The following is a 23,511-nucleotide window of genomic DNA, read 5'->3' as shown; positions in this document are numbered from 1 at the left end:
TTTGTGTGATTTTGTAAGACTCACAAATATAACGAAAACCGCTGTAAAATCTAGTATTTCGAGCGCTTTAAGACCCTTAAGTTATTAACAAGAAATTGTGAAAAAAACACCCCTTTTTGGGTGGGGTAAATCCGCTGTGGAGAAGCGATCAAATCCTAAAGATTCTTAAAATCTTGAATTGCCCGGTAAGTTTTAGATATTTTTGTGACTAACACATTGTTAAGCGATCCAAAATATTAACATAAAACCAAAAAAGATGAAATTAAAATCTATCCTTAAAGGTCTTGCTTTCAGCCTTGTAATTCTGGCTGCCGGCAACCTAAATGCACAAGACTTTAAAGGTCTGTACAAGTCACCTATGGATGTGGCTTCTTATCCGGACAACTACCGCGAAGCAAACAAATTGGTCAAAGTACAATACAGCCGTCCGCAGCTAAAAGGGCGCAGCCTAGCCAAATTGGCTCCTAATGGAGAAGTTTGGAGAACTGGAGCCAACGAATGCGCAGAGATCACTTTCTACGTAGATATGACTCTAGACGGCAAGAAGATCCCTGCCGGGACCTATTCGCTATTTACCATTCCTGGTGATAATGAATGGACCGTTATCATTAACAGCGACCTCAACGCTTGGGGGGCTTATTTCTACAAAGAAGCTAATGATGTGGCTCGTGCAAAAGTTCCTGCTAGCATGGCGGACGACTCTGTAGAGGCGTTTAGCATGCTCTTTACAGAAGGTGACGGAGGTGTTGACCTACACATGGGGTGGGACAAAGTTCGCGTGACTGTACCTTTTAAAAAGGCCTAAGTTCACCTTTCCTTAAAAAAACAAAACACCGCCGAGAGCGGTGTTTTTTTATGCTTTGATCTTAAGGGATATTCAAATATTTATGGGTCTGTAGCGATACCTTCCACTTGGGGTTGGCCATCACATAATCCACTATGAGTGGCATGACCTTGTCGCGTACACTCCATTCGGGTTGTAAGTACAAGATACACTGCTCCCCTACCTTGGCAGCTTGCTCTTCTGCAAACTGCAGATCGTGTTTGTTATAGACGATCACCTTGAGTTCGTCGGCCTCTTTGTAAATAGGCTCTAAGGGTAGTTTTACTTTCTTGGGAGACAAACAGATCCAATCCCATTGTCCGGTCAAGTTGTAAGCCCCAGAAGTTTCAATATGAACTTTGGCACCGCGTTCTTTCAAGGCTGATGTGAGCGGCTCCATGTTCCAAGTGAGCGGCTCACCACCCGTCACAACAACCGTGTCGCTGTGTTTAAGCGCTTCTGAGACAATATCTTCTGTTCGAGTGGGTGGATGTAGCTCGGCGTTCCAACTCTCCTTTACATCGCACCAATGGCAGCCAACATCGCAGCCACCAATGCGCACAAAATAGGCTGCAGTTCCCTTGTGAAAGCCCTCACCTTGAATGGTGTAAAAGGCTTCCATAAGCGGCAACTGTATGCCTAGGTCTACTTCTTTTTTTACTTGCGGATCCACAGGCGGCAAAGATATGCAATGCCCGGCAACTAGCCTTATTTATTCGCTTTTAACTGCAACGACCTCGATCTCTATTTTTGCTCCTGCCGCAAGAGCTTCTGCAGCGAAGGTCGTACGGGCAGGTCGCTGCGGAAAATAACTGGTATAAATTGCATTGAAAGCAGCGAAGTCTTCAATATCGTCCAACACAACCATCGCCTTGACCACATCTGCCATTTCCAAACCGTGGTGATTTAGCACCGCCTTTATGTTCTCTAAGGTCTGACGTGTCTCTGCCTCTATTCCTCCATCGACCAATTTACCAGCAGCGTGGTCGCGTCCAATTTGTCCGGAAAGGTAAAAGGTGTTGCCCACTTGCACGACATCGCTAAAAGGTGTGTTTTGCCTGCTTTCCAAATGCGAAGCATGGAATTCAGGTTTTACTTGACTCGGCTCTGGAGCAGCTGTTGGTGTTGGCGTATCAGGTGTTTCTTCGGAGGCGAATCGGCAGCTAAAAACCAACAGGCTCATAAGCAGCACAAACGCTAAAGGGTATGATTTCATGTCTTAACGGCTAATGTATTGTATTAAGGTAGTAATTATTTCAGTAGCTAAAGGACAATTCCTATTTTTACGACAAAATCCATCAGCATGAGTCAGACTCAGGAATTCTTTGATCACATCAACAACGGTTATGCCTGTAAGGGAGAGTATATCACCCTGGGCGCAGGAATGCTCAATGACGAAACAGTGACCAACGCTTTGGTCAAAATTCCGTTAAAGACCATGAACAGACACGGTCTTATCGCGGGAGCAACCGGTACCGGAAAAACAAAGACCTTACAGATCGTAGCAGAGAACCTGTCCGCTCACGGCGTGCCTGTGCTGCTTATGGATATGAAAGGAGACCTATCGGGAATTGCCCAACCAAGTCCCGGGCACCCAAAGATCGACGAGCGTCACCAAAAGATCGGTTTCCCGTTCGAAGCCAAAAAGTTTCCTGTAGAGATCTTATCGCTTTCTGAGCAAGACGGAGTGCGTCTTCGTGCAACAGTGAGCGAATTCGGGCCCGTACTGCTTTCAAGAATTTTGAATGTATCAGAGACCCAAGCCGGGATCATCTCTATAATCTTTAAGTATTGCGACGATAACAAACTGCCGCTCTTAGACCTTAAGGATTTTAAAAAGATCCTGCAATACTCCACCAATGAAGGTAAAAAGGAATTTGCCGATGAATACGGCCGAATTTCGCCAGCATCTACCGGAGCTATTCTTAGACGCGTTGTAGAACTGGAACAGCAAGGGGGAGATCTTTTCTTTGGGGAGAAATCATTTGATACTGATGATTTGCTGCGTGTAGATGACAATGGCATGGGCTATATCAATGTGGTTCGTTTAACGGACATCCAAGACCGCCCAAAGCTCTTCTCTACCTTTATGCTATCTCTTTTGGCAGAGATCTATTCCACCTTCCCAGAACAAGGAGATAGTGGTCGTCCGGAGTTGGTGATCTTTATCGACGAGGCGCACCTAATTTTCAAAGAAGCCAGTGAAGCGCTTTTGGATCAAATTGAATCCATAGTAAAACTAATTCGTTCTAAAGGTGTTGGACTTTACTTTGTGACGCAGAACCCAACAGATGTGCCAGAAGCTGTATTGAGTCAATTGGGACTTAAGATCCAACATGCACTACGTGCTTTTACTGCCAAAGACAGAAAGGCCATAAAACTCACTGCAGAGAACTATCCGCTCTCTGATTATTACAAAACAGACGAGGTATTGACCTCTTTAGGAATTGGAGAAGCCTTAGTTACCGCCCTTAACGAGAAAGGGGTTCCTACGCCATTGGCTGCGACCATGCTTCGCGCCCCTATGAGTCGTATGGACGTTCTAGAAGACGACGAGTTGAAAGAATTGATAGACAATTCAAAGCTGATAAAAAAATACAACGAGGAGATCGACCGCGAAAGCGCCTACGAGCTGCTCAACAAGAAAATCGAAGTTGCCGAGCGTGAAGAAACGCGCGCCAAAGCTGAAAAAGAGAAAAAAGAGACCAGCCGAGCCAGTAGCCGCAGAAGCTCTAGTAGCAGACGCTCAAGCAGACAGAATCCGGTGGTCAAGGTCTTGACAAGCCCAACTGTGATCCGTTCGGTACTCGGAATTTTAGGAAAATTAATCAAGTAATTAAACAATAGCACATGCGTAAATTTTGGCTAGCTGCCGCCACTGCAGCATTGACGGTAGTAAGTTGTAATAACGAAAAAGACCCTTTCCTCATTGGGCAAGGGCAAGTTGGTAACCTGAGTAAAACGGTACAGGTAAAAGAGCTCGATTCTGTGTTTGCTTTGGATTCTGTGGTGAAGATCGCCGTAACAGAAGACCAAATCGTAGCCGGAGGAGATGTTGAGATCTACGACAAGACCGGAAGCCTACTCTTGGTGCTTACCCCACATGCACCAAAGGCAGACACCAATACCATACAGACCATTCGTATTGTAGACCCACGCTTTAAGACCGAAAAAGGGCTTACCGCAGACGGCACTTACAAGACTATCAAAGAGAATTATACCGTTTCTGATATCTACTCCACTTTGAGTTCGGTAGTTGTTAACTTAAACGAGACTGATGTTTATGTGGTTATCGATAAAGCTCAATTGCCAGAGAGTCTGCGCTACACTTCGAACAAGATAGAGGCCACTCAGATTCCAGAGACCGCCAAGTTCAAGTTTATGATGGTGAGCTGGGACCAAGAAGAAAAAGCCGAGGAATAATGAGCGCGATTCGCCCCTTTCACCTGGCAATTCCGGTGCATAATTTAGAAGAATGCCGCAGTTTTTACCGCGATGTTCTAGGCTGTCTAGAAGGTCGTAGCAGCGATCATTGGGTTGATTTTGATTTCTACGGACATCAGTTAGTGATCCACTACAAAGAAAAATCCGCAGCAGATCTGCACACCAACGCAGTAGACGGTAAAGCCGTTCCTGTTCCGCACTTTGGTGTAGTGCTGACCATGGAAGATTTTGAAAGCTTATCAAAAGCGCTGCAAGAGCGAGGGATCGAATTTATCATCGAGCCTTACATTCGCTTTAAAGGGGAGGCTGGAGAGCAAGCCACCATGTTCTTTTTAGATCCCGCCGGAAACGCGCTGGAGTTCAAGGCCTTTAAAAATATCGAGCAGCTTTTTGCAGTAGATTAACGTATCGCTAAGCATAGACAGTGGCGTATTTCTGTATATTTACTAGAAATACGCCATTATGTTATCCGCAGAAGAGAAACGACTTTACCGCAGCAATTTGTTCCGTCATTTGGATGGAATTGTCACTGCTCCTGTAGCTTATTCCTTATATAATAAAGGCGTTTTAAAAGAATTGCTAGCGCTGCAAAGCACCACTTTGACGGCACTCAACCAAAAGGTTCAAGGCAATGCAGGCTATTTGAATGTAGCTTTACGCGTGCTGGCTTCACAAGGCTGGCTCAACTACAATTTAGACCCCGAAAGCGAAGAAATCCACTTGGCCACAAACGACAAGAGCCAATATGCTTTTGAAGCTTGTGAACGCTACAGTGATGTGGTTAACTTTACCCAATCCGCAGAAGAATTCCACCCGAGAAGTTTTGACCTAGACACCATTGCCAATCTGAATCGGATCTTTAATAGATATGAAAAAGGAGATTACGACGGAAATGGCAAATCGGATCTGGAACTAGAAATTGACGCCCAAATAAAACTGCATATTGAAGGCTTGTTAATTGGTCCTATAACGGTGATGCTGGGTATGGATGGTATGTTTCACAAGTATTTTATGGAGGCCTCTTTTGGGGCAGATGAGTTCCATGAAGACCCGGAGAATTTTAGTAAGATCCTGGATTATTTGACCCACATCGGTTGGTTTAGCAAACAGAACGACCATTACAAATTCACCAATAAAGGACTCTTTTTTGCTCGTAGATCTACAGCATATGGGGTAACAGTTTCTTATCTGCCGACCTTTAGACGTATGGACGATCTCTTGTTCGGAAACGCTGCACTTTTGCGCAGCGATATGCCCAACACGCCAGAGATACACGTGAACAGGGAGATGAATGTCTGGGGAAGCGGCGGTGCGCACTCGGCCTATTTTAAAAAGATAGACGAGATAATCATTGAGCTCTTTAACAAGCCTATTGCTCAGCAACCCAAGGGAATTTTAGATATGGGCTGCGGTAATGGAGCCTTCTTGATCCATTTATTCGACGTTATTGAACAACGCACCCGTCGGGGTCAAATGCTAGAAGAATACCCTTTGTTCTTAGTTGGAGTGGATTTCAATAAGGCAGCTTTAAAAGTTACCCGCGCCAACCTCATCAAAGCAGATATTTGGGCTAAGGTCATTTGGGGTGATATTGCAGACCCGGAAACCTTAGAAAAAGACATACAAGCCAGTTACGACATTAAGCTTTCAGATCTGTTGAATGTGCGTACCTTTTTAGATCACAACCGTCCGTGGTCAGCCCCTAAAAGAAACCCTGAGATCCAAAGCAAATCTACGGGAGCCTATGCGCATCGCGGAGAAAAACTTAGCAACAGTGCCGTAGAACAGAATTTGTACGAACACTTAGAAGACTGGCTGCCCTATATTGAGAAGTTTGGGTTATTGGTGATCGAATTACACACCTTGGACCCAATCATTACGGCTAAGAATATAGGAAAGACAGCAGCTACGGCTTACGATGCTACTCACGGATTTTCTGATCAGTTCATTGTGGAGCTAGAGGTTTTCCATTCCGTAATAGATCGCTTGGGGCTGCAAAGCGACCCTAAGTATTTCTCCAAATATCCAAATAGTGAATTGGCGACAGTCAGTATCAATTACCTCACCAAGAATGGTAACGATTAAGCTTTTCTAGCTCGGGCCAAAAGCGTGTTTTGCAACAACATTGCAATGGTCATAGGCCCTACTCCACCAGGAACTGGAGTGATATGCGAAGCCTTGGCACTTACACCTTCAAACTCTACATCACCCTTAATTACATACCCTTTCGGCTGAGATTCGTCTGGAACACGAGTGATACCCACATCGATAACAACAGCACCTTCTTTGACCATATCGGCCTTTACGAACTCAGGCACCCCTAAAGCCGAGATCACAATGTCTGCCGCCTTGATGTACGCTTCGATGTTCTTAGTTCTAGAGTGTGTCAAGGTTACGGTTGAGTTTCCGGGATTACCCTTGCGGCTCATCAAGATACTCATTGGGCGGCCTACTATATGACTCCGACCTATGATCACAGTGTGTTTCCCTTGGGTGTCAACTTCATTTCTGCGGAGCAGTTCCATGATGCCAAATGGTGTGGCTGGAATAAAACTTTCCATGTCCAAGGCCATACGCCCAAAATTGGTCGGGTGGAAACCGTCTACATCTTTATCAGGATCTACAGCCAGCAAGACCTTTTCTTCATCGATGTGTTTTGGTAAGGGAAGCTGTACGATAAAACCATCTATCTCATCGTCGTTGTTGAGATTATCTATCGTCTTAAGCAATACTTCTTCGGAGGTCTCTTCGTCCAAACGGATCAAAGTAGATTCGAATCCTACGCGTTCACAAGCGCGAACCTTACTACCTACATAAGTGAGCGAGGCTCCGTCGTTTCCTACTAAGACAGCTGCCAGGTGCGGTACTTTTTGGCCTTTGGCCTTGAGAGCATCTACTTGCTCTTTGATCTCTTCTTTGATCTCGTTACTGCACTTGCGTCCGTCTAGTAGTATCATAAGTTTGTATTATTAGCGCTGTTTACCCAGCATTTGCATCATTTTGCGGCCGCCTCCGCCTTGCATCATCTTCATCATCTTACTCATCTGATTGAATTGCTTGAGCAGCTGGTTCACCTGCTGTACAGATGTACCCGAACCTTTACCGATGCGTTTTTTACGACTGGCGTTTATCAGCGCAGGATTAGAGCGCTCTTCTGGAGTCATAGAGTGAATGATGGCTTCGATATGCTTAAAGGCATCGTCGTCTATATCGACTCCCTTTAAGGCCTTTCCAGCCCCTGGGATCATTCCAATGAGGTCTTTCATGTTCCCCATCTTCTTAACTTGCTGGATCTGCTTTAAGAAATCGTCAAAACCAAATTGATTCTTGGCGATCTTCTTTTGCAACTTGCGCGCCTCTTCTTCGTCGAACTGCTCCTGAGCGCGTTCCACCAAAGACACTACGTCTCCCATCCCCAAGATACGGTCTGCCATACGAGAAGGATAGAACACATCAATGGCCTCCATCTTTTCTCCGGTACCGATAAACTTGATCGGCTTGTTCACAACACTCTTAATAGAGATTGCAGCTCCACCACGAGTATCACCGTCTAGCTTGGTTAGGATAACCCCGTCAAAATTCAGGCGGTCGTTAAAGGCCTTGGCTGTGTTCACGGCATCTTGACCTGTCATGGAATCTACCACGAACAAGGTTTCCTCTGGTTTGATCGCTGCGTGAATATTAGCGATCTCGGTCATCATCTCCTCGTCTACAGCCAAACGACCAGCCGTATCGACAATAACCACATTGTGTCCGTTAGATTTAGCGTGAGCAATTGCGGCAGTGGCAATAGCTACAGGATCATTGTTGTCTCGGTCTGAATACACCTCAACCCCTATCTGATCTCCTACTACGTGCAACTGATCTATCGCTGCAGGACGATATACGTCACAAGCTACCAATAATGGTTTCTTGGATTTTTTACTCTTTAAATAGTTGGCAAGCTTTCCGGAAAAGGTCGTTTTACCACTACCCTGTAATCCGGACATGAGAATCACCGACGGATTCCCTCCGAGATTAACTCCAGCAGCATCGCCACCCATAAGCTCGGTAAGCTCATCTTTCACCAATTTGACCATTAACTGGCCAGGCTGCAAAGTGGTCAATACATTCTGACCCAAGGCTTTCTCCTTTACCGTATTGGTAAACTCCTTGGCGATCTTGTAGTTAACATCGGCATCTAAAAGCGCACGACGCACTTCCTTGAGGGTTTCGGCCACGTTAACTTCGGTAATCTGACCGTGCCCTTTGAGCACGTGTAAGGCTTTATCTAACTTATCACTTAAATTATCAAACATCGCTAAAATTGGTAAAGCGCAAAGTTACATTTTTGCCTAAAGATGGACAAGCCCTTAGAACGCAAAAAGACGACCACTATGGGTCGTCTTTTCCTTTGGCTGATTCTTAAAAAATCATTCACATAACGAGGCCAAAATGGTGATCTCCACCAACTCGAACTCCACATCAGTCGGGTCTGTAATCCGTACGTAGATCGTTTGGGCATTCTCGATATTAAGGTAACCGTCTTGAGGCAAGGCATTCACATTCGCCTCTGCATCGGCTTCGGCCTCAAAATAGGCAAAACTATATCCGTCCTCCTGCGGCTTCTCGGTGATAAGACCAATGCAACGGCTGTAATTTTCAAAGATGAAATTCGCGGTATAGGGCGGCGTAGGATCTCCGTCAATAATTGCACATTCTTCAAAGAACAAGGTGGTGCAATAGATCTCTGGTTCACAGATCTTATTGAGCTCGTAGGTGATATCATCTCGGGTGATCTGTAGGTTATTCTCTGTGAACCCTGTAACTATCCAGTCTTTATTCCAGGTTTCATCTATAGTTTCATTTACGCCATCTAGATTGATATTCATATGCAATTGGTTGGCAATGAAATAGAAGATCCAGGTTCCTGGAGAGCCAACCCCAGCATCATAGAAAACTACGCCTCCACTTGGGGTCACCTCAAATACGCTGTACTCGAACTGATCTGGGTCCACGCCTTCTGGGGCACGTACTTCCCATCCGCATTGCTGAAATGCTTCACTTACCCCACCCAAGACTTCTTGCTGTATCTCTTGTATACAACCTTGAATGCTTTGAGCTAGTTCGTCGGCACTGTTGATCTCAAAGAGCGTCCCGTCTTCTAAGGTGGCCTGTATAGGGAAACTTATACCTACCGAGTTTTCCTCTGGGATGCCTAACAAAAATTGCCAAAACTGGTAGTCGTTACCCACACGAGTAGCAGAAACATACTCATCGAATTCGTCGTATTGATAGACGATAAAGGGATACACAAAATCGATACAGGTAACACTGGTAGGTTCTGATTCATCTTCGGTAATCTGCGCTAAAAATTGAAACAGTTCTGATGATTCCTCAATAAGATCACCCTGAGCAACGGCATCGATCTCTAGGGGTTCATTGATGCATCCGACGCAAAAAAGAAAAGTCAGAAAAAAGAAATAGTGCTTCATAACTAGGTTTTACTCTCTAGTACGCGAAACACGAAAAGGTTGCTTAGAAAGGGCTATAAAAAAACCGCCCCTGCCTAAAGAAGTGTGGCAGAGACGGCTTTCATCAACTAACTAAACAATTAAAATATGAACAGTTACAGCTCCGGTAAAATTACTTTATCTATTGCGTGAACAACACCATTCGCTGCCTGCACATTCGTTACGATAATGTTACTAACACGACCATTCAAATCGGTAATGGTTGCGTTGGTAGCATCGATCTCTATATCTGCTCCGAGCGTACCTACGGTACCGCTCACTAAGTCTTCTGCGCGTACATTTGCTCCAGCGATCACGTGTGTGTTCAAGGTCGCTGTCAACGTTGCGCCGTCAATATCATCTAAACTAGCTGCTCCTAGCTCCACCAAAAGATCGCCAAAGGCATCGTTAGTAGGAGCAAAAACGGTGAATGGAGCAGGATCTACACCTAATCCGGTAGACAGTACGCTAACATAATCTGGTTGATCGTCGCGAGTTAAAGCTGCCACCAAAGTAGCAAAGGTTGGATCTGCAACGGCAAAGGTCACTACTGTTGGTAATCCGATAACTGCATCAACTACGTGAGCAACACCATTAGCGGCAGGCACATCTGGCAATACCACATTGGACTGTCCGTTAAGGGTAACACCAGAATCAGTGTTGATGTAGATACTTAGGTTGTTGCTGGAATCTCCATAAGTGGCTAGTGTGTTTCCGTAAGAAGTAGTAAGATCTCCTGCGAAAAGCGCTCCAGCGATAGCGTGGTTAAGCACCACTTGTGTCAATACGTCTACTGGCACTTCGTCTATACTGCTGAATCCGGCTGCGTCCAAGAAGGCTGCAAATGAATCGTTGGTTGGTGCAAATACAGTGAACTCAGCGGCTGTATCGGCAAGAGCAGCATCCAATCCTGTGATCTTTAGCGCAGCGTATAAGCTGGTCAGATCAGGGTTGGTATAAGCCAAACCAGTTAGCGTTGGAGTTACTGCGGATGCGATAGCAGAAGGCAACAATACCTTGTCTATGGCGTGGATAACTCCGTTTCCTGTTTGCACATCAACTACAATGATGTTAGAAGCTACTCCAGTAGCATCGATCACTTGAGCTCCTGACTCTAGGTCGATCTCGATGGTAGTTCCTTCGAAGGTAGTTGGCGTCTGTCCGTCTTCTAGATCTGAAGAACGCACATTAGCAGATGCCAATACGTGATAATTTAAAATTGTGCGAAGCGCGTCTTGTGGCACATCGTCCAAAGAAGCGAATCCTAATGCATTCAACAGATCAACGAATGCTTCGTTGGTCGGTGCGAATACGGTAAATGGCGCATTAGCAGATCCAGACAACAAGGCTACATAGTCCAAGTCGGTGTCCGAAGCAGCGATTAGCGCTTCTACTAAGATAGAGAAGTTAGGGTTGGCTAAGGCTTGTGTAGTTACATCTGCAATACCAATTACCGCATCTACGGCGTGAATCACCCCGTTGCTAGCTTCGATATCTGCAGTGGTAACAGTAGCTACTCCGTTGATCTGAACCCCACCGGCGGTGTTTACAAACAAACTCAAGTTAGCTCCAGAAGAAGCTTCTGTTGCTAAGGAGTTGATGTAGCCTGTGATCAAATCTGTAGATTCGTTGGTTCCAGTTACAACGTGGTTCAATAAGATATTGGTAAGTACATCTACAGGAACATCGTCCAATGATGCAAAACCGGCTGCGTTCAAGAAGGCTTCAAAAGCCAGGTTGTTTGGAGCAAACACAGTGAACTCTCCGGAATTTAATGTTTCTGTTAGACCAGCTACCTCTAAAGCTGCCTCTAAAGATGAATAGTCGTCATTGTCTGCAACAAATTGAGCGATGGTCACATCAGTACCTGGGTCGATAGGATTAGAGTTGTCATCGTCGTTGTTACACGCAAATAGCGTTACGGTTAGTAGCGCAAGTAGTGAAATTTTGAATACGTTTTTCATGTTATTTTTTTTGGTGTAATACATTTGTCTATACAACAACAGGACGTTGCAAAGTACTACCAAAAAAACCGGAATTAATAGAACTTTAACATTTTGTTTAACTTTTAAAGACAAAGATTAAACAAATAATTTATTGAATATCAAATAGTTAAAGTGATTATTGGCGAATTTTACAATTATTCGCAGAAATTGAGGTTGGAGTTGATAATTGCTTTCAACTCGGAATCTGAGCTGATTTGAATGGTTTCCCCATCACGGATATCAACTGTTAAGGGATAGCGGAATTGCGCGATCAGATCAGCATCCAACAAGCTAACAATACCATTAAAGGTAGCTCTGTCGTGATCGTAGACCAAGGTTTCAAAATCCGCGGTGACCGGATCGTAGATTGCCACCTCTATCGGATAAATAAAGTCTACACATCGGATGGCATTGTTGTAGAGCTCCCCAGAAGCACATTGTGCTATCAAGGCTTGGAATTCTGCCTCGTTGTTTATTTGGGTCTCGTTGTAATCGGCATAAGTTACCGTTATTGGAAATACTGGGGTAACCTCATCGGCCAAATACAAGCCTTCCAGATCACTCGCCTGTTGGTAAAGAAATACCTCGCCGTCTACATTACAGTAGTACGGAAAATTTATACTGAAGCAGTTGGAATCATCTACCACATTATCGTGACTGCCATCGTGCGCAGTTACTCCTTGAACCAAGCCAACCAAATTAGCGTCGTCTAGAAAGGAATCGTCCTGCTGATTATCAGTAATACGTAAAGCTTCTTTTTGGCAAGAAGCAAGACTCAAACAAACTCCTAAAAGGAGAAACGGTATGCGTAGGGATGTCTTCATTAATAATAGAACAAACATAAGGGAAAAATTCCTACCAATAATTAATTGATATATTTACCGCTTATTAAACACAATCAAGGGTTTAGTACAAAATTGCATGAAAAAGGAGCTATTCGAATCGGTTTGCGAGGAGAAGATATACGAAAAACTCTACCAGCAGCACGCTAGAGATCTGCACGACTTCTGCTACTATAAATTTGGGGAACACATCAACCCGGAAGACAAAGTACACGAGGCCTTTATGAAGCTTTGGGAAAAATGTGCACAGGTGCCATTTTCTAAGGCAAAGAGTTTTTTGTTTACGGTGGTTAATAATGCGGCTCTAAACAGTATCAAGCACCAAAAGGTGGTACTTAAATATCAGGCCCATAAACCCAAACATTACACCAATGAGTCTCCGGAATTCGTAATGGAAGAACAGCAGTTCATGCAGCGGTTTGAAAAAGCCTTGAACGCTTTACCCGAAGGACAGCGTATTGCCTTTATGCTCAATCGAGTAGAAGGAAAAAAACACCAGGAAATTGCAGAAATGCTGGGCATTTCCAGAAAGGCGGTAGAAAAGCGCATTTACACAGCATTGGATAAATTAAGAGAAGAAATTAAAGAATTGTAAGACTTGGGTAGGAATTTGCCAAGTATGGTTGTTCTATAAGTGACAAATTGATATGAAAAAGGAAAATTTGTTTTTAAGGTGGTTAGATCATAGCTTGAGCGAAGCGGATCGCACGGCGTTACAAGACGACGAGCGCTTCAGTGCTTACGAAAAAATTTCCCAAGCTGCACAATACTTTCGGGCACCGGAGTTTGACGCCAGCTCAAGTTACGATCGCCTCCGCCTAAAGCAACAACAACAAACCAAGGTCAAAAGACTAAAGCCGTGGCGCATTGCTTCTGCAATAGCGGCGCTATTTGTATTGGGCTTGTTAGTTGTTAATCTGACAGCGAATAACACCACCACACTTACGGCAGCCAACGCAGATCGTTTAGAGGTATCACTGCCAGATGCGTCCACAGTGCAACTCAATGCAGGAACAAGTCTGAGTTATAATGAAGATAAATGGGAAGATTCCCGTCAGGTAGACCTAGATGGAGAAGCATTATTCACCGTTACCAAAGGAAGTAGTTTTGAAGTTAATACTGATGCGGGTTCGGTCCGTGTGCTAGGCACTGTTTTCAACGTAGTGGATCGCGATGGCTTATTCGAGGTGACCTGTTTTGAAGGTCGAGTTGCAGTTAGCTTCCCTGATAATACCACAATAGAGATCGGTGCCGGAGAGGGTGTTCGCCTTTTGGGCACAAAGCTGAATCGCTTTGAGACCGCAACGGCAAGACCGAGTTGGGTTAATCACAAGTCTATTTTTAAGAGCACGCCCTACAAGATCATCTTAGCCGAACTAGAGCGACAATATGAAGTGAGTGTCGATGCATCCACCATCGATAAAAATGTTATTTTTACTGGTAGTTTTACCCATGAAGATCTGGAAACCGCAATGGAAGCAGTTACCGTCCCCCTTAATTTGAAGTTTCAGATCTCCGGAAAAAAGGTGACCATTACAAAATAACAACCGTAATTAGGCGTGCGCAAACGCATCTTCATTTTATTTTTCTTCTTCGGATTTCTACTGCATGTCTTCGGACAACAAAGACAGTCGCTTACCGATTATTTCAACCTCTTAGAAACGCAGTTCAACTGTACTTTTTCTTATGAGGATGCAGTCCTGGTAACTCATATTTATTCTGGTTCCGAAACGGCAACGGCTTTAACTGAGGCCTTGACGGAATTACAAGAAACTACGCTGTTCGACTACCGCCTTTTAGAAGATAATACCGTTACCGTTACTCCTAAGGAAAACCGAGAATTCTGTATAGAAATTCTAAGTGCAGAGACCGATCAAGCATTATCCGGAGCCATTATAACTACCTCCTACCAACAAGTTGTTACCGATAAGGCAGGTCGCGCGGTGGTAAATAGCCTTATCCGATCAACACCTATTAGTGTCACCTATTTAGGTTATGGAAAACAGTCGGCAGTATTGGATGCCGCGACCCCGAGGGGCGTATGCACGGTCTTCCGATTGAGCCCACAGGCCGAAGCCTTGAATCCTGTTCTGCTAACCAATTTCATCACAAAAGGTATCAGCAGAAAGGCCGACGGCGCAGTCAACGTGAATTACGATGCCTTTGATATACTGCCGGGGCTTATAGAGAGTGATGTGCTGCTAACCTTGAAAGAACTTCCCGGAATACAAAGCGTGAACGAAACCGTTTCCTTTTTGAATATCCGCGGAGGAACCAACGACCAGAACCTTATTCTTTGGGATGGTATTAAAATGTATCAAAGCGGACACTTCTTTGGACTAATATCTGCTTTTAACCCCAACCTGACCAAAGAGGTAGATGTTTATAAAAGTGTTGGAAACGCGCGTTACGGTGATGGCGTATCTGGCGTTATTTCCATGCGAGGTTCAGACGAGATCATTACTGATTTTAAGGTCAACGCCGGCTTCAACTTACTCAGCGCCGATGTCTTGGCCGAACTGCCTATTACCGATAAACTATCTTTAGAAGTAGCCGGAAGGCATTCGCTCAACTCGCTGCTCAATACGCCGACTTACGAATCCTATTTTGACAAGGCCTTTCAGAATACAGAGCTTCAGACATCTGGAATGTCCAACTTTACTTCGGACGACGATTTTAAATTCTTTGATGCCCACATCAGACTTCAATACGAACCCACAGCAAAAGATAGATTTCGCTTGAGTTTACTGCGATTGGGGAATCGTCTGGAATTTTTAGAAAACGGAGCATTAGATGGCGAGCCACAAGCACGACAAAGCAATCTTACCCAAGACAATCTCTCCGGAGGCTTCTATTACCAGCGTAAATGGAACGAAGATATAAGTACTGAATTGCAATGGTATGGCAGCGGCTATGAACTCACGGCACTCAATGCCGACATAGAGAACGACCAACGACTCATACAAGAGAATGACCTGGTCGAGACCGGCGTTAAGATCGAGAATAAATGGGCTATTAGCGAAAGACTCATCTGGCAGCAAGGTTATCAGTTCAACGAAACTGGGATCACAAATTTTGAGAACATCAACAATCCTACTTTCGAAAGACTGGAGAAACAAGTGTTGCGCACCCACAGTTTGTTTAGTAGCATCCTTATGGAAACTGCCAACGGCAAAACACGCATTGAAGCCGGACTGCGCGCAAATCATATCAACAAATTCGACGAAATACTGCTAGAACCAAGACTGCGCGTTACGCAGCGTATAGGCAGGAACTTTAGTTTAGAACTCTTAGGGGCTCTAAACAGCCAAACCACTTCTCAGGTGGTGGATCTTCAAAACGATTTCTTGGGCGTGGAGAACAGACGCTGGGTACTCTCCGACCCTGGGGTAATTCCAATTATAAAAGGAAGACACCTAGGTCTGGGCTTGAGCTACCAGCGAAAAGGATGGCTTTTTAGCGCGGAGCCTTACTGGAAACAGATCCGCGGTATCACTAGTCAAAGTCAAGGTTTTCAAGATCAATTTGAAGACCGCCGAGAAACAGGGTCTTACACCGTTTACGGCTTGGACTTTTTAGCCAATAGACAATGGCAAAAAACCAATATCTGGATCAGTTATACCTTTGCGCGCAACGATTATGACTTTCCGACCTTTAGCCCAAGTGAATTTCCAAATAACCTAGATATTAGACATGCTCTGTCACTTGGAGCGAATTTTAATTTAGGGCGATTTAATCTGGGAGCTGGTCTAAACTGGCGCCGTGGTCGTCCTTTTACTCCAGTAGGAGACAATTCTATTCCACAAGTGGGATTTGTAGATTATCTAGCTCCTAACAGCGTGCTCTTAGAGGATTACTTTAGAGCAGACGCATCTGCTACCTACACCTATGACCTCAGCGAGAAAGTAAGACTTGTTAGTGGCTTATCGCTATGGAATCTTTTGGGGAATGACAATGTGGTCAACACCTTTTTCCGCATCAACGACAACACGGAAGTGCAGAAGGTCAATGACCTGGCCCTGCGCTTTACTCCTAATGCAACGCTGCGCGTGATTTTTAGATAGATCTTAGCGGTAATTTGCAGGCGCCGTTTCTTGATACTATTCAGAAGACCCAAAACTCAACTTTTAAGCCGAGACAACGAAGCGAAAATTCACGGATATTTTCTTAATTGAAGGCTTTTTTGAGCTGCATAGCAGCGCTACGGAGCGAAAAAAAGACAAAAAGAAAGGAAATAGCAGCAGTTTGTAGCCTTTTACAATATTCCTTTAGAACAGAAACCCTCCACGCGATTTTTAACCCGAAACAGCATAGCGAAAACTAGTAGATGTTTTCTTAATTGAAGACTTTTTTGAGCTGCATAGCAGCGCTACGGAGTGAAAAAAAGACAATAAGAAAGGAAACAGCAATAGTTTGTAGCCGCTGGAGCGGGTTAAAAGTCGCGTGACTAAATAAAAAAAACCGTCTAAAAGACGGTATATTTTATTGGCGCAAAAAAAGATGATTAAGAAAGGTAAGGAAAGCAGTGACCTCATGTAGGTTAAGGATATTGCATGCAACTTAATGTCATAGACGCTACACCGTTTTTCGTTTAACCTAAAGAAAAAGCTTTGGTGCCTCACTAGACGTCATATGTGTTGCGGTCTGGCTGCCGGCCTTACCTTTGGTGCTTTTAAAAAAAGGGCTATCAGCAACAAGAGGTAGTCATTATGAACAGAAACTTTTAACTAGCATCAAAATGAATAACTGTAGGTTTAAGAATTTCTCGTTGCTGATGGTGCCCAAGGATTCTAAGTCTAATGCGATTCAGTTTAACTAATGTGACTTGTTATTGAAAAAAATTGCATTCTTGTCTTAAAATCGAGTTGTCGGATTTCTCCTTTTCATAGATAGCTATTTTTAAATGTCTTCTTGTGGAAGCACCCATCCGGTAATCATCTTTTCAAAGAACTATCGAGCGTTAGTGTCGATTTGTTAGTAAAACAGCGTACCGCAAAAAAACCCTACCAAAAAATTTAAAAAAGTTTCTATTTATATTTACACGCCTTTAAAAACAAAGGATTACGTGACCGAAAAAGATCCGCAGGATAAAAAAGACATCTGCCAGGAGCAGCATTACAACGCACTGTATAAAGCGCATGGGCAGGCCCTGTGGAATTTCGCCTATTACAAATGTGGAAATGCAGACGATGCCAACGACTTGGTGCAAGAGGCATTTGTAAAGCTTTGGAACAACTGCCGCAAAGTGAGCTTTTCTAAAGCGCGCTCTTTTTTATATACGGTTACCAACAACAGTTTTCTCAATGCTGTCGCCCACAAAAAGGTAGTGCTCAATTATAGGAGTAATCAGACCTCTGGAATTGACAAACAATCTCCCGAATATTTATTGGAGGAAAAAGAATACGGCAAAAAGCTCAATGCTGCGCTTAACACGCTTACAGAAGCTCAGCGTACGGCTTTTTTAATGAATCGGATAGACGGCAAGAAATACAAGGAGATAGCAGAAGAATTAGACATTAGTATAAAAGCTGTTGAAAAACGAATAAGTCAGGCTTTAATGGGCCTGAAAAAAAATTTAGAGGGATTTAATAAATAAGGTAGGGTATTTAAAGGCTGAGCTGTTATACCCTTGAAAAAGAAAGAGAATGGACAAGCAATCTTTGCTTCATAAATGGATGAATGACGAGCTGACGGAGCAGCAAGAAGCCTTGCTAAAAGCGGATCCAGAGATGGATGCCTTGATGCAAATTGCCACTGAGTCTTCTAATCTAGAAGCACCTGAATTCCCAGAGGCTGCAGTTTGGAAGAACATCCAACAGCTTAACCGTCCTGCGAAAGTAAGACGTTTACAACCGCTTAAATACGTGATCCGTATTGCGGCAGTCTTCGCTATTGTTGCGTTGTCCTATGTGTTTTGGCAGGGTATGGACACCGATGTCAATACTGCTATAGCCGAAAAGACACAGGTCTTTTTGCCAGACACTTCTGAAGTAGCACTTAATGCCGATTCTTTCCTGACCTATAACGAACAAGATTGGAGAAACGCCAGAACCCTTCGCCTAGAAGGAGAAGCTTATTTTAAAGTGGCCAAAGGCAGTGCCTTTGTGGTTGAGACCGATCTTGGTGATGTGACTGTACTTGGAACCCAATTCAACGTATTTGCCCGAGGGCAGCAACTCAAGGTGAGTTGTTTTGAAGGGGTTGTTTCTGTATCTTTAGATCAGCAGGTTGTCACCTTGAAGGCCGGAGAAGCCTTAGAGTTCACCAAAGGTAGCAGTTTAAAGAATCTCACTACCAGCCTAAGCGCCCCCCGTTGGCTGCAACACGAGAGTTCTTTTGAGAATGCTCCTTTGTCGGAGGTTCTGGATGAATTGGAACATTATTACAGTGTTCAACTAGAAGTGAAAGATATTGATCTTAAAAAGCGCTTTACAGGCAGCTTTACACACCAGGATCTCGATATCGCACTACAATCCATTTGCACTCCTTTACAGATGACCTACAGCGTTTTGGATAAAAACAAAGTAGTGTTGAATGAGGTCGAATAATTTCAGACGCCTTTTTTTATCGACGAGTTTCTTTTTACTGATCGGGCTTAACGCCGGACTGGCTCAAGATGCGGTAAAACTTTCAGACTATCTCAAAAGCCTAGAACAGCAGTACGACATTCGTTTTTCTTATGCTTCGGACGCGATAAGTGACATCAGTATAACCCCAACAACAACTGCAAATTTAGCCGCCAATTTAGAGTATATCAAAGCGCGCACAGGCTTGCAGATCAAGCAGATCAATGCCCGTTATTACTCTATTAGCGCCCCAGACAGTATACATATTGTGGTCTTGGATGCGCAAAGCGGACTCCCCTTGCCCAATGCGAATATCCGTTTGGTAGACCAAACCACCGGATACACCACCAATGCCTCTGGGAGTAGTTATATTCCCAACCCCGCTGCTCCTATTTTTATACAAGTACAGTACCTCGGGTATCAAACTCAGGGACTCAATGTTGGTCCAGTAGAGTTTGACACCGTTGTGGTGCAATTGCGCCCCAGTGTGGACCAGTTAGAAGAAGTACTGCTGCAACCTGTATTTACCCAAGGGATCTACAGAACCAACGATGGCTCTTACCGCTTTAATACCGAAAAATTCGGTCTGCTTCCTGGAATAGCAGAGACCGATGTTCTACAGATCTCCCAAACCTTACCAGGGGTAGAAAGTGTGGACGAAACCGTATCTAATGTGAATGTTCGCGGGGGAAGCAATGGAGAAAACCTGCTACTTTGGGACGGCATTCGCGTGTATCAGAGTGGACATTTCTACGGATTGATCTCGGCTATTAATCCTTATATAACCGAAGATGTCTATATATACCGCAACGGGACTCATAGTCGCTATGGCGAGAGTGTTTCTGGAGTAATTGATCTAAAGGCCAAAGACGAGATCACCGACGGCATTCACGGAAAAGCCACCTTGAACCTCTTGCACGCCAATGCTTTTATAGATCTTCCCCTGAGCAAGAAACTCTCTGTAATGATAGCGGGGCGACGCTCCTTGAACGATCTCTACGAAACTCCCATTTACAACAGTTATTCCGAGCGGGTTTTTCAGGATACGCAGATCACGAACTTGGCAACCCCTAACGCTCAATCGGAACTAAAGGCCTCCGAAGATTTTAACTTCTACGACCTGAGTGCTAAACTACTTTTCGATCCAACGGCAAAAGATAAATTCCGAGTGAATTTTCTAGTGATAAACAATGCCTTGACCTTTAATCAGAGTTTGTCCAACGACGCATTTACCTTGAGCGAAACCAGTGAACTAGATCAGCAGAATATAGCCGCGGGAATTAGTTGGCAGCGCAGCTGGAATTCTAAATGGAGTAGCAGTATTGAGGCCTACAGAAGTCAATACAATCTCGATGCAGCGAATTTTGAATTACTAACCACTGCATTCGACACCCAAGGCAATGAAGTGATCTCTTTTGTAGGTCGCGGCCAGTTAGTTTATCGCCCTAAAAACAATCTCCAGTGGGAGGCAGGTTATGAGTTTACAGAAACCGGCGTAACCAACAGCGACCAAACCACCACCCCAGAATTCAGAAGACGGGTTAAAGAAGTCCTTGTTGGGCACAACCTTTTCAACCAACTCAGTTGGAATCCTTTTCAAGGGAAAACCCAGATCAATGCGGGCTTACGACTAACACACTACCCCAAAATCAACGAATACCGATTCGAGCCTCGTTTTAATCTGCATCAAAAGCTTGGAGGTGGCTTTGCAGTGGAGTTTCACGGGGAATTCAAAAGTCAAAGCATTAGTCAGGCAGTTGCCTTTCAAAACGAGTTCTTGGGTGTGGAGAACCGCCGTTGGATACAAGCCAATGGCAACGAAGTTCCACTGATTACGAGCAAACAATGGTCTAGTGGTCTGGTGTGGAACAAACGCAATTGGTTGATCAATTTGGAATACTTTGAAAAGGCGGTTGACGGTATCAGTGCCACTACCCAAGGTTTCCAAAATCAATTCGCGAACACGGCAGCTATTGGCTCCTATCAGGTATATGGCTTGGAACTTATTATTAACAAGCGCTGGCGTGGCCTGGGTGCCTGGCTGGGTTACACCTATTCCAACAACGACTATCAATTTGACAGTTTTGATCCGCAGGTATTTGCCAATAACCTCGATATCACCCATTCGCTACGAACAGCGGTAAGTTACGACCTGGGGAGGTTCAGTACTGTTTTTGGTTTGCAATGGCGCAGTGGAAAACCCTTTACAGATCCATTAGGAGAAGCCTTGTCTGCCGTACAAGACGATATGGAGATTCCTTTCAACCCACCCAATCAGCAGCGACTCGAATCCTTTTTTCGAGCTGACCTATCTTTCAAATACATAGTGCTAGACAAGCAGACATACTCCTTAAAAGCCAATGCGGCATTTCAGAATATCTTCAACAACAACAATTTACTGGATCGTTACTATGTGTCTCAGCAGATCGGAGAAGATCAATTTGCCATAAACCAGATCGAAAACCGCTCGCTGCGATTTACCCCAAATTTCTCTTTGGAACTCAGCTTCTAGTTACATGCGCTCTGGCGCAACAATACCGAGAAGGGCTAAAGCACTTTTGATAGTTCTGCCTGCAGCCTCTGACAGTTGTACTCTAAAAGTGAGCTGTGACGCAGTGTCTGCAGCAAAGATCGGCACGTTCTGGAAAAAGGAATTGTAAGCCTTTACCAGGTCATAGACATAATTGGCTACCAAGGCTGGACTGTGTTGCTCCGCAGCCAAGCTAACCGCTGTTGGGTAATTCTCTAGTTCTTTGATCACAGCGCGTTCCTTTTCAGTGAGGTCAACGGCAGTGGCAGGCTCCAATTCCATAGTTTCAGCCTTGCGCAAGATCGCTTGAATTCGCGCATAAGTATATTGAATAAATGGACCTGTATTACCTTGAAAATCTACTGAGGCCTCCGGATCGAACAGTATGCGTTTCTTAGGATCTACTTTGAGAATGTAATACTTCAGAGCACCAAGGCCTATGTCTTGATAGAGTGCTTTTTTCTGGGCTTCTGTATAACCATCCAACTTCCCGAGTTCTGAGGCAATACTCTCGGCAGTGCTTGCCATTTCCGAGATAAGGTCGTCAGCATCTACAACAGTACCTTCTCTACTTTTCATCTTCCCGCTAGGCAAATCCACCATACCGTAACTCAAATGGTGCAGGTTCTCTGCCCATGAATAACCCAACTTCTTCAAGATCAAGAATAATACCTTGAAGTGGTAATCTTGTTCGTTTCCTACGGTGTAGATCATGCCGTTGGCATCTGGCATGTCCTTAATACGTTGAATAGCGGTTCCGATATCTTGTGTCATATAGACCGCTGTACCATCGCTTCTAAGTACCAGTTTCTCATCCAGGCCTTCGTCGGTGAGATCGCACCAAACCGATCCGTCGTCTTTTCTAAAGAATACTCCTTTGGATAATCCTTCTTCTATATTTTCCTTGCCTAGTAAATAGGTGTTACTTTCGTAATAGAGGGTGTCAAAATCCACCCCTAAGGCGTCGTAAGTGGCATCAAATCCTTGGTAAACCCAAGAATTCATCATTTCCCAAAGTTCCACAACAGCCGCATCACCAGCTTCCCATTTTCTAAGCATTTCTTGCGCTGCTAGAAGTATGGGCGCCTGTTCTTTTGCTTCGGATTCTGATTTACCCGCTGCCATGAGCTGTTTTTGCTCTGCCTTGTACTCTTGATCGAATTTCACATAGTACTTTCCTACCAAATGATCGCCTTTAAGGCCACTTGATGCTGGGGTCTCTCCGTTTCCAAATCGTTGCCAGGCCAACATACTCTTGCATATATGGATCCCTCTGTCGTTGATGATCTGTGTCTTGTATACTTTGTTCCCAGCTGCCTTTAATATCTCTGCAACCGAATAGCCTAGTAAAATATTTCTGATATGCCCCAAGTGTAAGGGCTTATTGGTATTTGGGGAAGAATATTCCACAATGACTGCATCTTCTCCTTGTGGCTTGTGCCCGTAATTGGCGTCCGCCAAAATGTTGGTAAAGCTGTTGTAAAAATAGGCGTCGCTCAAGGAGAGGTTCAAGAAACCCTTAATTACATTGTAGGCAGTGATCGCTTCAACCTCAGCGACCAAATAAGCTCCTAAGGCCTCGCCTATTGCCACCGGATTACCTTTAACCACACGCAACATAGGGAACACCACTACAGTGATATCTCCCTCGAACTCTTTGCGAGTAGCCTGGAACTCTACCTCGGCCAGATCGGCCTCGTAAAGACTCTTAATTGCTTCTTTAATATGCTCAGTCAACAGGGTTTGCAAGTCCATAGAACCTATAATTTTAAGCCCCCAAAGATAAAATTTTTATTCCACTTGAAATGGCGGTATCTTTGTAAAAAGGA

19 protein-coding genes are annotated in these 23,511 nt (G+C 44.4%); 11 read left to right on the top strand and 8 right to left on the bottom strand.

The window, feature by feature from the left end:
- Positions 1 to 256: 256 nt before the first annotated feature.
- Entirely contained in the window at positions 257 to 805 is a 549-nt protein-coding gene (locus BTO09_RS10090; protein WP_087524657.1) for a DUF2911 domain-containing protein, read from the top strand.
- A 61-nt stretch (positions 806 to 866) separates the two neighbouring features.
- Here the strand turns inward: BTO09_RS10090 and BTO09_RS10085 are convergent, their stop codons facing one another.
- On the bottom strand, positions 867 to 1,445 hold the full coding sequence (locus tag BTO09_RS10085) for a 7-carboxy-7-deazaguanine synthase QueE (protein ID WP_087525541.1): 579 nt from the start codon (positions 1,443 to 1,445) through the stop codon (positions 867 to 869).
- A gap of 90 nt (positions 1,446 to 1,535) precedes the next feature.
- On the bottom strand, positions 1,536 to 2,039 hold the full coding sequence (locus BTO09_RS10080) for a RidA family protein (RefSeq protein WP_232454946.1): 504 nt from the start codon (positions 2,037 to 2,039) through the stop codon (positions 1,536 to 1,538).
- A gap of 87 nt (positions 2,040 to 2,126) precedes the next feature.
- Here BTO09_RS10080 and BTO09_RS10075 point away from each other — a divergent pair, with 87 nt between their 5' ends.
- The 4 genes from BTO09_RS10075 to BTO09_RS10060 are packed head-to-tail and all read left to right on the top strand — an operon-like array spanning position 2,127 to position 6,352.
- Positions 2,127 to 3,659 (top strand): helicase HerA-like domain-containing protein, encoded by a 1,533-nt coding sequence (locus BTO09_RS10075; RefSeq protein WP_087524655.1) that lies wholly within the window; start codon positions 2,127 to 2,129, stop codon positions 3,657 to 3,659.
- A gap of 14 nt (positions 3,660 to 3,673) precedes the next feature.
- Positions 3,674 to 4,246: a hypothetical protein gene (locus tag BTO09_RS10070; RefSeq protein WP_087524654.1), complete on the top strand. Its 573-nt coding sequence runs from the start codon at positions 3,674 to 3,676 to the stop codon at positions 4,244 to 4,246.
- Entirely contained in the window at positions 4,246 to 4,671 is a 426-nt protein-coding gene (locus tag BTO09_RS10065) for a VOC family protein (protein WP_087524653.1), read from the top strand. The genes BTO09_RS10070 and BTO09_RS10065 overlap by 1 nt, the downstream gene beginning before the upstream one ends.
- 58 nt (positions 4,672 to 4,729) lie before the next feature.
- Positions 4,730 to 6,352 (top strand): class I SAM-dependent methyltransferase, encoded by a 1,623-nt coding sequence (locus BTO09_RS10060; RefSeq protein ID WP_087524652.1) that lies wholly within the window; start codon positions 4,730 to 4,732, stop codon positions 6,350 to 6,352.
- On the opposite strand, the gene BTO09_RS10055 is transcribed toward BTO09_RS10060, so the two are convergent.
- The 5 genes from BTO09_RS10055 to BTO09_RS10035 all read right to left on the bottom strand — a co-directional run bounded on the left by BTO09_RS10055 (position 6,349) and on the right by BTO09_RS10035 (position 12,568).
- Complete coding sequence (locus tag BTO09_RS10055) at positions 6,349 to 7,224, bottom strand: bifunctional 5,10-methylenetetrahydrofolate dehydrogenase/5,10-methenyltetrahydrofolate cyclohydrolase (protein WP_087524651.1); 876 nt, start codon at positions 7,222 to 7,224, stop codon at positions 6,349 to 6,351. The genes BTO09_RS10060 and BTO09_RS10055 overlap by 4 nt on opposite strands.
- 12 nt (positions 7,225 to 7,236) lie before the next feature.
- Positions 7,237 to 8,565, bottom strand: a complete 1,329-nt coding sequence (gene ffh / locus BTO09_RS10050) for a signal recognition particle protein (RefSeq protein ID WP_087524650.1) — start codon at positions 8,563 to 8,565, stop codon at positions 7,237 to 7,239.
- 114 nt (positions 8,566 to 8,679) lie between these two features.
- Positions 8,680 to 9,741 (bottom strand): hypothetical protein, encoded by a 1,062-nt coding sequence (locus tag BTO09_RS10045; protein WP_087524649.1) that lies wholly within the window; start codon positions 9,739 to 9,741, stop codon positions 8,680 to 8,682.
- Between the two features lie 134 nt (positions 9,742 to 9,875).
- Positions 9,876 to 11,723, bottom strand: coding sequence for a fasciclin domain-containing protein (locus tag BTO09_RS10040; protein ID WP_087525540.1), 1,848 nt, complete (start codon positions 11,721 to 11,723; stop codon positions 9,876 to 9,878).
- A 176-nt stretch (positions 11,724 to 11,899) separates the two neighbouring features.
- Positions 11,900 to 12,568 carry a hypothetical protein gene (locus BTO09_RS10035; RefSeq protein ID WP_087524648.1) on the bottom strand — a complete coding sequence of 223 codons (669 nt, stop codon included), beginning with the start codon at positions 12,566 to 12,568 and terminating at the stop codon, positions 11,900 to 11,902.
- Positions 12,569 to 12,665: 97 nt separating this feature from the next.
- Here BTO09_RS10035 and BTO09_RS10030 point away from each other — a divergent pair, with 97 nt between their 5' ends.
- The 6 genes from BTO09_RS10030 (at position 12,666) to BTO09_RS10005 (ending at position 21,664) form a co-directional block, all read left to right on the top strand.
- Positions 12,666 to 13,181, top strand: coding sequence for an RNA polymerase sigma factor (locus BTO09_RS10030; protein ID WP_087524647.1), 516 nt, complete (start codon positions 12,666 to 12,668; stop codon positions 13,179 to 13,181).
- Positions 13,182 to 13,233: 52 nt separating this feature from the next.
- Positions 13,234 to 14,130 carry a FecR domain-containing protein gene (locus tag BTO09_RS10025; protein WP_087524646.1) on the top strand — a complete coding sequence of 299 codons (897 nt, stop codon included), beginning with the start codon at positions 13,234 to 13,236 and terminating at the stop codon, positions 14,128 to 14,130.
- Positions 14,131 to 14,145: 15 nt separating this feature from the next.
- Entirely contained in the window at positions 14,146 to 16,650 is a 2,505-nt protein-coding gene (locus BTO09_RS10020; protein ID WP_087524645.1) for a TonB-dependent siderophore receptor, read from the top strand.
- A gap of 1,001 nt (positions 16,651 to 17,651) precedes the next feature.
- Positions 17,652 to 18,182, top strand: a complete 531-nt coding sequence (locus tag BTO09_RS10015; RefSeq protein ID WP_087524644.1) for an RNA polymerase sigma factor — start codon at positions 17,652 to 17,654, stop codon at positions 18,180 to 18,182.
- A gap of 49 nt (positions 18,183 to 18,231) precedes the next feature.
- Positions 18,232 to 19,134, top strand: coding sequence for a FecR family protein (locus BTO09_RS10010; protein WP_087524643.1), 903 nt, complete (start codon positions 18,232 to 18,234; stop codon positions 19,132 to 19,134).
- Positions 19,121 to 21,664: a carboxypeptidase-like regulatory domain-containing protein gene (locus BTO09_RS10005; protein ID WP_087524642.1), complete on the top strand. Its 2,544-nt coding sequence runs from the start codon at positions 19,121 to 19,123 to the stop codon at positions 21,662 to 21,664. The genes BTO09_RS10010 and BTO09_RS10005 overlap by 14 nt, the downstream gene beginning before the upstream one ends.
- On the opposite strand, the gene argS is transcribed toward BTO09_RS10005, so the two are convergent.
- Entirely contained in the window at positions 21,665 to 23,437 is a 1,773-nt protein-coding gene (gene argS / locus BTO09_RS10000; RefSeq protein ID WP_087524641.1) for an arginine--tRNA ligase, read from the bottom strand.
- Positions 23,438 to 23,511 lie beyond the last annotated feature (74 nt).

It is taken from the genome of Gilvibacter sp. SZ-19 (genome assembly GCF_002163875.1).
Taxonomy (GTDB): domain Bacteria; phylum Bacteroidota; class Bacteroidia; order Flavobacteriales; family Flavobacteriaceae; genus Gilvibacter.
The sequence above is the reverse complement of the archived record's forward strand: the minus strand, read 5'-3'. Positions and strand labels throughout refer to the sequence as shown.

Bases quoted from the DNA above. Each gene is read 5' to 3' on its own strand.
- BTO09_RS10085 (WP_087525541.1), bottom strand. From the start codon at position 1,445: ATGGAAGCCTTTTACACCATTCAAGGTGAGGGCTTTCACAAGGGAACT.
- BTO09_RS10070 (WP_087524654.1), top strand. From the start codon at position 3,674: ATGCGTAAATTTTGGCTAGCTGCCGCCACTGCAGCATTGACGGTAGTA.
- argS (WP_087524641.1), bottom strand. From the start codon at position 23,437: ATGGACTTGCAAACCCTGTTGACTGAGCATATTAAAGAAGCAATTAAG.
- BTO09_RS10065 (WP_087524653.1), top strand. From the start codon at position 4,246: ATGAGCGCGATTCGCCCCTTTCACCTGGCAATTCCGGTGCATAATTTA.
- BTO09_RS10025 (WP_087524646.1), top strand. From the start codon at position 13,234: ATGAAAAAGGAAAATTTGTTTTTAAGGTGGTTAGATCATAGCTTGAGC.
- BTO09_RS10040 (WP_087525540.1), bottom strand. From the start codon at position 11,723: ATGAAAAACGTATTCAAAATTTCACTACTTGCGCTACTAACCGTAACG.
- BTO09_RS10090 (WP_087524657.1), top strand. From the start codon at position 257: ATGAAATTAAAATCTATCCTTAAAGGTCTTGCTTTCAGCCTTGTAATT.
- BTO09_RS10045 (WP_087524649.1), bottom strand. From the start codon at position 9,741: ATGAAGCACTATTTCTTTTTTCTGACTTTTCTTTTTTGCGTCGGATGC.
- ffh (WP_087524650.1), bottom strand. From the start codon at position 8,565: ATGTTTGATAATTTAAGTGATAAGTTAGATAAAGCCTTACACGTGCTC.
- BTO09_RS10005 (WP_087524642.1), top strand. From the start codon at position 19,121: ATGAGGTCGAATAATTTCAGACGCCTTTTTTTATCGACGAGTTTCTTT.
- BTO09_RS10010 (WP_087524643.1), top strand. From the start codon at position 18,232: ATGGACAAGCAATCTTTGCTTCATAAATGGATGAATGACGAGCTGACG.
- BTO09_RS10060 (WP_087524652.1), top strand. From the start codon at position 4,730: ATGTTATCCGCAGAAGAGAAACGACTTTACCGCAGCAATTTGTTCCGT.
- BTO09_RS10035 (WP_087524648.1), bottom strand. From the start codon at position 12,568: ATGAAGACATCCCTACGCATACCGTTTCTCCTTTTAGGAGTTTGTTTG.
- BTO09_RS10055 (WP_087524651.1), bottom strand. From the start codon at position 7,224: ATGATACTACTAGACGGACGCAAGTGCAGTAACGAGATCAAAGAAGAG.
- BTO09_RS10080 (WP_232454946.1), bottom strand. From the start codon at position 2,039: ATGAAATCATACCCTTTAGCGTTTGTGCTGCTTATGAGCCTGTTGGTT.
- BTO09_RS10030 (WP_087524647.1), top strand. From the start codon at position 12,666: ATGAAAAAGGAGCTATTCGAATCGGTTTGCGAGGAGAAGATATACGAA.
- BTO09_RS10075 (WP_087524655.1), top strand. From the start codon at position 2,127: ATGAGTCAGACTCAGGAATTCTTTGATCACATCAACAACGGTTATGCC.